This is a genomic window from Micromonospora sp. URMC 106 (genome assembly GCF_051386395.1).
Lineage (GTDB): Bacteria > Actinomycetota > Actinomycetes > Mycobacteriales > Micromonosporaceae > Micromonospora.
Genome location: NZ_JBPQTP010000167.1, coordinates 1 through 9,959 on the forward strand (window position 1 = coordinate 1; position 9,959 = coordinate 9,959).

Here is a 9,959-nt window from a genome sequence, read left to right on the forward strand (position 1 = left end):
GCAGCGGTGGATTGCGCTTGTCGGCGGGGGCGACCGGCCGGCGATCAGCCGGTGGCCAGCGCGCCGTCCGAGGAGAAGACCAGGCCGACGCTCGCGGCGCCGGTCTTCAGGGCGTTCTTGGTCTGCGGGCCGCCCTGGTCCAGCGAGCTGAACGAGCCGGCCTTGAAGTCGTAGACCTGGACCAGCCCGGCCTGGCACTTCGGCCGCTGCGGGCACTCCGGCGGCCCGGCCAGCACAGTGGCCTGACCGGAGCACTTGGCGGCCAGCTCGGAGAGGGTGCGCACGCCGTACTTGTCGGCGAACGCCTTGGTCACGGCGAAGGCGTTCTGGTCCTGCGCCGCGGCGGGCGCGCCGAAGACGATGCCCGCCTTGTCGCCGGCCGCCTTGAGCGCGGCGACGGTCTTGTCCAGCTCCGGCGAGGACACCGGCTGGGCGTCCTTGCCGTTGGTCTTGGTGTTCAGGAACTCGGCCATGGTCGCCGCGTACTCCGGGACGACCTGGATCTCACCCTTCTCCAGGGCCGGCTCGTAGAGCTCGCGATTGCCGATCTGTTGCACCTTGGCCTCGTAGCCGGCGGCGGTCAGCGCGATCTTGTAGAGCTCGGCGAGGATCTGGTTCTCCGTGAAGTTGGCCGCGCCGATCACGATCCGCCCGCCGGGCCCCTTCGCGATGCCCGCAGTGACGTTGTTGGCCGCCGCGAACTCCTCGGCCGCCTTCTCCGCGGTCTTGCGGTCCACGTCGACGGCCTTGTTGAGCTGGATCAGCTTCGGCGTGTCGAGCGCCGCCGACACCTTGTCGAGCGCCGCGATCAGCTGCGGGTTGGCGGCCTTGGCGTTGACCGCCGGAATGACGTTGTCGGTGTTCTGGAGCTTCTTGTCGTCGTCGAGGACGACGAGCTGGTCACCGGCGACCGGGGCGCAGCCGGCCCCCGAGGCCGCCGGCTCCGGGCCCTCCGTGCCGGAGGAGCCGGCGTCGCCGCAGCCGGTCAGCAGCCCCGCCGCGGCGAGGGCTCCCACCGCACCGACCGCCAGGCGTGTACGTGCGCGCATCAGTGCCCGCCTTCCGTGTCCCGGCGCGACCCTTCCGGGCCGGCCGCGTGTCCGACGGGCGATCCGCTGTCCGGTCGCCCGTTGTGTCCCGCGAGCGATCCGCTGTCCGGCCGCCCGCGATCTTCCACCCAACATCCTCCACGTGGGTCCGACAACCCGGGGAGGGCTTTGTCATCGGATCGTCACCGGCCGTCAGCCGCCCCGGCGCGTTCCCGGCAGCGGACGGCGTCAGCCCCCGGCCAGCGCGTCCGCCGCCCGTCTGCGGGCCCGGCGCCGGGTGACGCGCAGCGGGCGCGGGGTGACCAGCCGCTCGACCAGCGCCAGCACCAGCTCGACCAGGACGGCCAGCCCGGCCACCAGGACGCCGCCCGCGAGGATCTGACCGCCGCCGGCGGCGATGTCCAGCCCGAAGCCGGCGCGGATGATCTGGCCGAGGCCGCCGCCGTTGACGAAGGAGGCCAGCGCGGCGGTGGCCACCACCTGCACCGCCGCGGTCCGGAACCCGGCCGCCAGGTAGGGCACCGCCAGCGGCAGCTCGACCCGGCGCAGCAGTTGCCACCCGGAGAAGCCCATCCCGCGGGCCGCGTCCCGGGCCTCCGGATCGGCCTGCCGCACCCCCGTGTACGCGTTGGCCAGCAGCGGCGGCACCGCGAAGACCGCCAGCGCGACCACCACCGACGGCCGGCCGAAGCCGAGGAAGGTCAGCGGCAGGATGGTGAGCAGGGCCAGCGTCGGCACCGCGAGCGTGATGTTCGACACCAGCACCACCAGGCCGCCGCCCCGACCCATGTGCCCGAGCCAGAGCCCGATCGGCCAGGCGACCAGGCAGCCCAGCGCCACCGCCGCCGCCGACATCGACAGGTGCTCGCCGAGCCGGTCCAGGATCCCGCCCGGGTTGGTCCAGTTCAGCGGGTCGTTGAGCCAGACCAGCGCCGCCTCGACGGGGTTCATCGGGCTCGCCTTCCGTTCGCGACCGCGCCACTCCGCCGCGCCGCATCCCTCACGCTCACGCCGTCCTTCTCCGCAGCCACGGGGTCAACAGCCGGCCCACGCCGGCCAGGATCAGGTCGAGCACCAGGGCGAGCAGGACGCAGAGCAGGGTCCCCGTCATGATCTGCGCCTTGTAGAAGTTGTTCTGGAAACCGGCGAAGATCAGCTGCCCGAGCCCGCCCCGCCCGATCACCACACCCACGGTCACCAGGGCCACCGTGGAGACCGTGGCCAGCCGCAGCCCGGTGAGGATGCCCGGCAGCGCCAGCGGCAGCTCGACCCGGAACAGCCGGCCCCAGCGGCCGTACCCCATCCCCTCGGCCGCCTCGCGGACCTCGGGGGGCACCTGGTTGAGCCCGGCGACGGCGTTGCGGACGATCACCAGCAGCGCGTAGAGGACCACCACGCTGAGCACCGTCACCGCGCCGATGCCCAGGTAGGGCGCGATGAACGCGAACAGCGCCAGCGACGGGACCGTGTAGAGCACGCCGGTGAGGGCCAGCACCGGCCCGGCCAGCGAGCGGAACCAGTACGCGGCCACGGCCAGCGGCAGGGCGATCAGGGCGGCGATCAGCACCGCGCGCACCGTCAGCGAGGCGTGCTCCCGCACGGCGGCGAGGATCGTGTCAGAGTTGTCCCGCACGTACTGCCAGGAGAACCACGGGTTACCCGGGTCGGCCCGGTAGCTCAGGCGGAAGGACATGGGTGGACGTTACCCCGGCAACCACGGGTCACGACGGGCCGCGCGCGGCGTCGATCGCGCTGGAGGGCATCCACAAGCGCTATCCGGACGGCACCGAGGCCGTACGCGAGCTGAGCCTGGACATCAAGGCGGGCGAGCTGGTGGTGCTCATCGGACCGTCGGGCTGCGGCAAGTCCACGGTGCTGCGGATGGTCAACCGGCTGATCGAGCCGACCGGCGGGCGCATCCTGCTCGACGGCGAGGACGTGACCCGCGTGGACCCCGTCCGCCTGCGCCGCCGGATCGGCTACGTGATCCAGAACGTCGGGCTCTTTCCGCACCAGACGGTCAGCGTCAACGTCGCCACCGTGCCCCGGCTGCTAGGCTGGCCCCGCGAGCGCAGCCGCCGCCGCGTCGAGGAGCTGCTGGAGCTGGTGGGGCTCGACCCGGCGACGTTCGGCCGCCGCTACCCGCACGAACTCTCCGGCGGGCAGCGACAGCGGGTCGGGGTGGCCCGGGCCCTCGCCGCCGACCCGGTGGTGCTGTTGATGGACGAGCCGTTCTCGGCCGTCGACCCGATCGCCCGGACCCGGCTGCAGGAGGAGTTCCTCCGGCTGCAGGCCGAGGTGCGCAAGACGATCGTGCTGGTCACCCACGACCTGGACGAGGCGGTGCGGCTGGGCGACCGGATCGCGGTGCTCTCCGAGGGTGGCCGCCTGGAGCAGTACGACACCCCGGCCGCCGTGCTCGGCGCGCCGGCCACGCCCTTCGTCCGCGAGTTCGTCGGCGCCGACCGGGGCATCCGCCGGCTGGCGGTCACCCCGCTCACCGGCGAGGCCGTCGAACCGCTGCCCGCGACCGGGGTGGCGGACCTGCCGACGGTGCCGCTGGGCGGTTCGGCGTACGACGCCCTGGGGGCGCTGCTGACCTCGGCCGCGGACCGGGTGGTGGTGACCGACGAGGGGCGGCCGGTGGGCGTGCTCAGCCGGACGCGGCTGCTCGAACTCGGCCGGCCCGACAGCTGACCGCGACGGCCGCGGCGCCGACCGGGTCGGCCGGCGTCGGCGGGTTCAGGTCACCGGCGAGGGCCCGGCCGGAAACCTCGCGGGGCGGGCGGCGTCACGCGCGGCCGCCGAGGCTGGCCGTGCCGATGATCCAGCCGGAGAGGAAGCCGTACGTCGCGCCGGCGCCGGCCGACTGGACGGCGGTGAGCAGCGCCGGGTCGGGGCCGAGGAAGGCGGCGAGCAGCGAGGCGAAGCCGCTGGCCAGCACGTACGCGGCCCAGCCGGAGAAGAACTGGCTCGCCGACCCCTGCACCCGCGCCACCTGCGAGGCGGGCAGCAGGTAGAGGAAGACCGCCGCGAGGATCACCAGCAGGACGGCTCGCAGGTTCGAGGTGAGCAGGCCACCGGCCGCCCCGTCGCCGTCGAGTCGCCAGGCCGGCCAGGCGAGCAGCTGCAGGAACCAGCCGCCGGCGGAGTTGGGGTCGGTGCCCGCGGCCCAGCCGACGTACGCCGGGCTGCCGCAGACCGCGACCAGCAGGAGCGCGGCGAGCGCGCCCGTGCCCGCCGCCGTCCCGTAACGGCCGCCGGCACGCGGCGGGTTGGTGAGCGCCATGATCGGATCAGTTCCCGGCGGACCTCGGGGGGCAAACCTGCCCGGAGCCGCCGGCCGCCGTCACCTCCGCGGGTGCTTCGTCAGGTAGTCGATGAAGGCGGCCCGCAGCAGCGGCGCCGACTCCTCGTAGCCGTGCCCGGTCAGCTCCCGCCACAGCGCCGCGGCCTCGTCGATCGTCGGCCCGACCGAGTTGGGCGCGCCGTCCAGGGCGGCGGCCTCGTCCGCGTTCGGCAGGTGCCGCAGCACCGACCAGAAGAAGCCCACGTCGCGGCGCTCCCGGGCGACCGCGAAGGCCCGCTCCCGCAGCTCCTCTGTGGAGAGCGCGTCGAGCTCGTCGAACGACGGGCCGGCGGAGCCCGATGGTGTGTCGGTCATGCCGCCGAGCCTAACCGGCGAGATCACTCCCGGCCGGGTGGACGCGGCACCCCGCGACCCGGCTCCGGTCGCGCCGGCTCACCGGTCGCCGCTGTCCCACCGGCGTGGCCCCGTCTCCCACTGCGGCACGTTCCACGGGTCCACCGGGCTCTCGGTGGACTGCGCCGGCAGGGCGGGCGGCCAGTCACCGACCGGGTCGGGCCGGGGCGCCGTCCAGCCCGTGCCGATCCGGCTGTCGCCGACCGGGACCGGTTCCGCCGCCGCCCCGGCCGTCGGCCGCCCGTACGCCTCGACCAGGCGGGTGGCCAGCAACCCGGCGCCGAGCGCCGCCGCGCCGACCGCCCACCGGCTCACCGTCCAGCCCCGGGCCTGCGCGTACGCGAGGAGGACCGCGACCAGGCAGACCGCCAGCAGGGTGCCGAACACGCCGGCCCGCCGGCCGTACGCGCTGGTGCCGGCGAGCAGCGCCATGCCGACCGCCAGCACCGTCCAGTCCAGCCCGGCGTCGGGCGCGACGGGCCCGGTGGCGCGGGAGGCGGTGAGCATGCCGGCGAGCGCGGCGAGCACCGTGGAGCCGACGAGCGCGCCCGAGGTGACCACGGCCGCCACGACGCCGCGGCGGCGGGCCGGGTCGGCGACCGGACGGAACCGGCCGAGCAGCCGGCGGATCGCCCGCACCGCCCCGAACAACCCGCCGAGCACGGCGACCGCCGCGAACCCGGCGAAGAGGTGCAGCGCGCCGCGTCCGGGGTCGTAGTCACCCTGCGGCAGGACCGGCGCGGAGCGCTGCTCCACGTACACGATCACCCCCGCCGCGCCGGCGAGGCTGGCGGCCCAGCCGGGGACGTGCAGCACCACCACGGCCAGCGCCAGGGCCAGCCCGCCCAGCGCGGCGACCGCGACGGCCGGCCCGGCGGCCGCCGTGACGCCCCGGTCGCCCTGCTCGGCGACGTGCAGCGCGGCGGCGACCGCCACCGGGCCGACCGCCAGGTTCACCGCGGCGGTGCGCAGGCTCAACCCGGCGGCCAGCGCCAGCAGCCCGAGCACGACCGCGTCGAGCAGCAGCGAGCGCAGCCCGGCCCCGCGCAGCGCGTCCGGGCTCTCCCGCCAGAGCAGGAACGTCCCGACGGCCAACGTGGTGAGGAGCAGCAACTCCCAGACGACGTGGACGGCGAACCGGTCCCGGCCGGGTTCCCCGTGCGCCGGGTCGTCGAAGACGTTCTCCAGGACGGCGGCGGGGATGCCGGACGAGGGCTCGGCGGACGAGTCGCGCCCCGGTTCGTCGTACCCCATAACCGCCGCCTCCCACATGGCCGCTCGTCCAGGTCCGACGCGCCGGCGGGCCGGGGCGGCCGTTGCTCTCCGGTCGCAGGCACCGTACCCGTGCGGGAGGCCGGGCGTAACCCCCGGCGTCAGCGCGGGCCGGGGCGGTTCTCCCGGTCGCCGGGCTCGCGGTCCTCGTCGTCCTCCTGCTCCGGTACGCGGCAGGAGCGCTCCAGCCAGAGCGCCGCCGCCACCAGGGCCAACCCGGCGAGCAGGCCGGCGCCGGCGATCGGCCGGTCGTCCATGGCGGCGTCCGTGCGCTCGACGAAGAGCCAGCCGGTCAGCCCGGCGTAGAAGCCGGCGAAGATGGCACCGGCCAGCGAGGACGCCTTGGCCAGCACCACGAAGCGGGCGACCAGCAGCGGGTTGACCGGTTCGCGGCCCGGTCGGCGCTCGATCCGCCCCCGGGTGTTGACCGCCGCGTACGCCTCCAGCACGGCGAGCGTGGCCAGGGTGACCACCGGCAGCCAGGGCAGGTCGGGCAGGTAGTCGTAGTAGAGGGTGCTGATCAGCAGCCAGGCCACCGCGGCGGCGGCGAGGCCGGCCACCACCAGGGTGGAGATCCGGGTCGGGCCCATCCGGGACCGGTCGGGACCCGTCCCGCCCGGGCGTGGGGATCGCGCCTGCGTCATGCCGGCCGGCTCCACTGGGTCATGCCGTCGACTCTATCGCCAGATCCGGCCGGGGGCGCAGATCCAGGGCGTCGGCGGCCGCCGGGCCGGTGTTGAGCAGGTCGGTCAGCCAACCGTGCCCGGGCAGCCGGCCGTACGGCTGGATGTCGATCCACGGCCGCAGCACGAAGGCCCGCAGGTGCGCCCGGGGGTGCGGCAGGGTGAGCTCGGGGTCGTCGCTGAGCACCGGCTCGTCGTCGGACCAGACGGCGATGACGTCGACGTCCAGGGTGCGCGGCCCGAAGCGCCGCTCCGGGTCGCGGGTCCGCCCGGCGGCGCGCTCCGCGGCCCGGGCGCGCTCCAGCCAGTCGCGCGGCGTCGCGGCCGGGTCCTCGGCGAGCAGCACCGCGTTGAGGTACGCCGGCTGGTCCGCGTCCCCCCACGGTGGAGTCTCGTAGACGCCGGAGACCAGGAGCACGTCGTCGCCGAACGCCGACACGGCCGAGCGCAGGTGCGCCAGCCGGTCACCGAGATTGCTGCCGAGGGAGAGGACGGCGCGGGTCACCGGTCCCGCCGCCGGGTCATCGTGACGGCCACGTCGGTGAAGGTGTGCGGGACGGGCGCCTCCGGCTTGTGCACGGTGACCGTGGCGGCCTCGACCCGGGGGTCGGCCAGGCAGACGGCCAGCAGCCGGTCGGCGAGCGTCTCGATCAGGTTGACCGGCTCGCCGGTGACGACGGCGACCAGGCGCTCGGCCAACTCGCCGTAGTGGACGGTGTCGGTCACCTCGTCGGAGCGCGCCGCCGGGCCCAGGTCCATCTCCAGGACGGCGTCGACGACGAAGTCCTGGCCCTGGGCGCGTTCGAAGTCGTACACCCCATGCCGGCCGTGCGCCCGCAGGCCGGTCAGCTCGATGCGGTCGGTCATCGGTCTCCTCCGTGGTCGGCGGTGCTGTCCGCCCGGCCGGCGCCCGCGTGGGCCGCGCCGGTGGTCGCGGGCGCCAGGCGGGGCGCGCCCGTCGCCCGCCAGACGGCGAGGGCGTCGACGGTGGCGCGCACGTCGTGCACGCGGACGCCCCAGGCGCCGGCGGCCACCGCGAGCAGGCTGGTGGCGACGGTGGCCACGTCCCGGCCGTCCGTCGGCCGGGGGGCGCCGTCGGGGCCGGCCAGCAGCCTGCCCAGGTACGCCTTGCGGCTGGACGCGAAGAGCAGCGGGAAGCCGAGGTTCAGCAGCTCGGGCAGGCGGGCGCTCAGCTCCCAGTTGTGCGCGGCCGTCTTCGCGAAGCCGAGCCCGGGGTCGATCACGATCCGGTCGGCGGCGACCCCGGCCCGCAGCGCCTCGTCGATGCGCCGGCCCAGCTCGGCGCGGACGTCGGCGACCACGTCGGTGTAGCGGGCCAGCTCGCCCATCTCGCGGGCGTGGCCCCGCCAGTGCATGAGCACCCAGGGGCAGCCGGCGTCCCGGACCACGCGGGCCATGTCGGGGTCGGCGAGGCCACCGGAGACGTCGTTGACCACGGCCGCCCCGGCGGCGAGGGCCGCCTCGGCGACCCGCGCGCGGGTGGTGTCGATGCTGACCGGCACGCCGGCGGCGGCCAGCTCCCGGACGACCGGCAGCACCCGGGCCGTCTCGGTCTCCGCGTCGACCCGGTCGGAGCCGGGCCGGGTGGACTCGCCGCCGACGTCCACCAGATGCGCGCCGTCGGCCCGCAGGCGCACGCCGTGTCCGACGGCGGCGGCGAGGTCGGCGTACCGTCCGCCGTCGGAGAAGGAGTCGGGCGTGACGTTGAGGACGCCCATCACCACCGGGGTCGAGGCCCGTACCAGATCGGTCACGACTAGACGGTACCGGTCGCCCGGAGCGCCCCGGAGGGGCCGGGTCGAGGGCGGTGACATGCGCATTCGAACGGGTGTACGATCGGTCGTCCGGGCCGGATCGGGCAGACTCTTCGCGGCTTGTCGCAAAGAGTGCCTGCCCGTACGCTTTGGAATTGCCCGGCATCGAGATGGCGAAGCCTGGAGGGAGGGCCGAAGCGGGAAAATCCGTCCAAAGCTCACCACCCTCCGTGGTGGGTAACGAACGCAGGGTCGCCGACGCTACGCCCAGTGACCAGCATTCCCGCCAGGCATGCCTACTGCACCACCGCGGCACCGCCGGCCGCGACTTGGGGAGGTTCCAGTGATCGCCATCGAGCTGATGGAGACGGTGACGTCCGCCGCCGCCCACACGCTCTCCACCCTGGCGTCGACTCCACTCGCCGAGCCGGCGCCGAAGGGCATCGACACCGAGGGTGTCGTCACGTTCTTCGCCAGCAAGATCGCCCCGATCCTGCTGGCCGTGCTGGGGGTCATCTTCATCGGCCGGGCCAGCCGGGGCGAGATCTCGAAGGTGCTGACCAGCTCGGCCATCGCGATCGTCGGGCTCGCCTTCATCGCCGGAGCCGCCACGCTCTTCTTCATCGGCGACTACCTGATCGACCTGATCTTCGAATAGGCGCGGGCACGAGATGCGGCTGCGCACCGACGATGACATCTACCGGGCTCGCCTGGTCTACCTCGGGCCGCCCGGCTACACCCTTCCGGTCCACCTGCCCTACGCCCAGTACGGGCTGTTCATGCTGCTCGTCCCCCTCTACATGTTCATCCACTGGTTGTTCACGTTGCAGGTCGAGCTCTTCCCGGCCTGGGAGATCGCGCTCGCCATCGTGACCACCTCGTTCATCTTCCGGTACGTCGACCCGGACCGGCCGGCGCGCATGGTGATCCGCACCGCGCTGACCGACTGGCGACGGACCCGGGAGCCGGCCGCCGAGCAGCGGGACCCCCGCCTGGTCGGCAGCCGGATCAGGATCCGGGAGGAACTGGCATGACCGGGCGTACGCCGATCAGGCAGTCGAACGACGCGGGTGAGGCGGTCGCATGAGTCGCTCTTCCACGCCGGGTTCCCCGGCCGGGCGCCCGGCCGCCCCGCACGGTAACCGTGCGCGGTCGTTCGACTACGCGGAAGGCCCCGAGGTGGACGAGGTCGTCCGCGACCAGGCGCTCGTGACCACCCCCGGGCACGGCGGGGTCGGCGTCTTCCAGGCGCCCCGCCCGGTGCAGCGCCGGGCGCCGCAGGCCGATCCGGGGCCGGTCACCGACACCGCCGACATCGACTCGCCCTTCCTCGACCTGTTCGCCGGGACGCGCCCCGGCGCCCGGCCGCCGCAGCAGGTCACCGGGCGGGAGCAGCCGGCCATCCCGCAGCAGCCGGTCGCCCCGCCCCCGCCGGGCCCGGGGGAGGTCACGAGCGCCTGGTCGCGGACGACCTCGT

At 74.8% G+C, this 9,959-nt stretch carries 13 protein-coding genes and 1 pseudogene; 4 read left to right on the forward strand and 10 right to left on the reverse strand.

Annotated features, from left to right (window positions below):
- Nucleotides 1-44: 44 nt before the first annotated feature.
- The 3 genes from ACSNOB_RS30350 to ACSNOB_RS30360 all read right to left on the reverse strand — a co-directional run bounded on the left by ACSNOB_RS30350 (nucleotide 45) and on the right by ACSNOB_RS30360 (nucleotide 2,742).
- Nucleotides 45-1,049, reverse strand: a complete 1,005-nt coding sequence (locus ACSNOB_RS30350) for a glycine betaine ABC transporter substrate-binding protein (RefSeq protein WP_436690681.1) — start codon at nucleotides 1,047-1,049, stop codon at nucleotides 45-47.
- 228 nt (nucleotides 1,050-1,277) lie between these two features.
- The gene (locus ACSNOB_RS30355) at nucleotides 1,278-2,000 is read right to left on the reverse strand and encodes an ABC transporter permease (protein WP_436690683.1); all 723 of its coding nucleotides are present in this window, start codon (nucleotides 1,998-2,000) and stop codon (nucleotides 1,278-1,280) included.
- A 55-nt stretch (nucleotides 2,001-2,055) separates the two neighbouring features.
- Nucleotides 2,056-2,742 (reverse strand): ABC transporter permease, encoded by a 687-nt coding sequence (locus ACSNOB_RS30360; protein WP_393111376.1) that lies wholly within the window; start codon nucleotides 2,740-2,742, stop codon nucleotides 2,056-2,058.
- Between the two features lie 2 nt (nucleotides 2,743-2,744).
- Between ACSNOB_RS30360 and ACSNOB_RS30365 the strand changes: the two genes are divergently transcribed.
- The gene (locus ACSNOB_RS30365) at nucleotides 2,745-3,746 is read left to right on the forward strand and encodes an ABC transporter ATP-binding protein (protein ID WP_436690686.1); all 1,002 of its coding nucleotides are present in this window, start codon (nucleotides 2,745-2,747) and stop codon (nucleotides 3,744-3,746) included.
- A gap of 94 nt (nucleotides 3,747-3,840) precedes the next feature.
- On the opposite strand, the gene ACSNOB_RS30370 is transcribed toward ACSNOB_RS30365, so the two are convergent.
- The 7 genes from ACSNOB_RS30370 to folP form a co-directional block, all read right to left on the reverse strand.
- Nucleotides 3,841-4,338: a hypothetical protein gene (locus tag ACSNOB_RS30370; RefSeq protein ID WP_393111380.1), complete on the reverse strand. Its 498-nt coding sequence runs from the start codon at nucleotides 4,336-4,338 to the stop codon at nucleotides 3,841-3,843.
- Nucleotides 4,339-4,398: 60 nt separating this feature from the next.
- Nucleotides 4,399-4,713 carry a hypothetical protein gene (locus ACSNOB_RS30375; protein ID WP_436690688.1) on the reverse strand — a complete coding sequence of 105 codons (315 nt, stop codon included), beginning with the start codon at nucleotides 4,711-4,713 and terminating at the stop codon, nucleotides 4,399-4,401.
- 78 nt (nucleotides 4,714-4,791) lie between these two features.
- A complete protein-coding gene (locus tag ACSNOB_RS30380) occupies nucleotides 4,792-6,006 on the reverse strand; it encodes an ABC transporter permease (protein WP_436690690.1) in 1,215 nt (404 codons plus the stop codon).
- Nucleotides 6,007-6,125: 119 nt separating this feature from the next.
- Complete coding sequence (locus tag ACSNOB_RS30385) at nucleotides 6,126-6,668, reverse strand: DUF3180 domain-containing protein (protein ID WP_436690692.1); 543 nt, start codon at nucleotides 6,666-6,668, stop codon at nucleotides 6,126-6,128.
- A 19-nt stretch (nucleotides 6,669-6,687) separates the two neighbouring features.
- Nucleotides 6,688-7,212, reverse strand: coding sequence for a 2-amino-4-hydroxy-6-hydroxymethyldihydropteridine diphosphokinase (gene folK / locus ACSNOB_RS30390; protein WP_393111388.1), 525 nt, complete (start codon nucleotides 7,210-7,212; stop codon nucleotides 6,688-6,690).
- Nucleotides 7,209-7,574 carry a dihydroneopterin aldolase gene (folB, locus tag ACSNOB_RS30395; protein ID WP_393111390.1) on the reverse strand — a complete coding sequence of 122 codons (366 nt, stop codon included), beginning with the start codon at nucleotides 7,572-7,574 and terminating at the stop codon, nucleotides 7,209-7,211. Before folB ends, folK begins: the two co-directional genes overlap by 4 nt.
- Nucleotides 7,571-8,482, reverse strand: a complete 912-nt coding sequence (gene folP / locus ACSNOB_RS30400; RefSeq protein WP_436690695.1) for a dihydropteroate synthase — start codon at nucleotides 8,480-8,482, stop codon at nucleotides 7,571-7,573. The genes folB and folP overlap by 4 nt, the downstream gene beginning before the upstream one ends.
- Nucleotides 8,483-8,825: 343 nt before the next feature.
- On the opposite strand from folP, the gene ACSNOB_RS30405 reads away from it, so the two are divergent.
- From ACSNOB_RS30405 to ACSNOB_RS30415, 3 genes and pseudogenes are all read left to right on the forward strand, one after another.
- On the forward strand, nucleotides 8,826-9,140 hold the full coding sequence (locus tag ACSNOB_RS30405; RefSeq protein WP_091101477.1) for a hypothetical protein: 315 nt from the start codon (nucleotides 8,826-8,828) through the stop codon (nucleotides 9,138-9,140).
- A gap of 13 nt (nucleotides 9,141-9,153) precedes the next feature.
- Entirely contained in the window at nucleotides 9,154-9,516 is a 363-nt protein-coding gene (locus ACSNOB_RS30410; RefSeq protein WP_088976442.1) for a hypothetical protein, read from the forward strand.
- A 49-nt stretch (nucleotides 9,517-9,565) separates the two neighbouring features.
- A pseudogene (locus ACSNOB_RS30415) lies at nucleotides 9,566-9,959 on the forward strand (ATP-binding protein); the annotation flags it as partial.

What these genes read in the sequence shown, in the direction of transcription:
- ACSNOB_RS30355 (WP_436690683.1), bottom strand. Translation starts at nt 2,000, where the DNA reads ATGAACCCCGTCGAGGCGGCGCTGGTCTGGCTCAACGACCCGCTGAAC.
- ACSNOB_RS30410 (WP_088976442.1), top strand. Translation starts at nt 9,154, where the DNA reads ATGCGGCTGCGCACCGACGATGACATCTACCGGGCTCGCCTGGTCTAC.
- ACSNOB_RS30370 (WP_393111380.1), bottom strand. Translation starts at nt 4,338, where the DNA reads ATGGCGCTCACCAACCCGCCGCGTGCCGGCGGCCGTTACGGGACGGCG.
- ACSNOB_RS30375 (WP_436690688.1), bottom strand. Translation starts at nt 4,713, where the DNA reads ATGACCGACACACCATCGGGCTCCGCCGGCCCGTCGTTCGACGAGCTC.
- ACSNOB_RS30385 (WP_436690692.1), bottom strand. Translation starts at nt 6,668, where the DNA reads ATGACGCAGGCGCGATCCCCACGCCCGGGCGGGACGGGTCCCGACCGG.
- ACSNOB_RS30380 (WP_436690690.1), bottom strand. Translation starts at nt 6,006, where the DNA reads ATGGGGTACGACGAACCGGGGCGCGACTCGTCCGCCGAGCCCTCGTCC.
- folB (WP_393111390.1), bottom strand. Translation starts at nt 7,574, where the DNA reads ATGACCGACCGCATCGAGCTGACCGGCCTGCGGGCGCACGGCCGGCAT.
- ACSNOB_RS30350 (WP_436690681.1), bottom strand. Translation starts at nt 1,049, where the DNA reads ATGCGCGCACGTACACGCCTGGCGGTCGGTGCGGTGGGAGCCCTCGCC.
- ACSNOB_RS30360 (WP_393111376.1), bottom strand. Translation starts at nt 2,742, where the DNA reads ATGTCCTTCCGCCTGAGCTACCGGGCCGACCCGGGTAACCCGTGGTTC.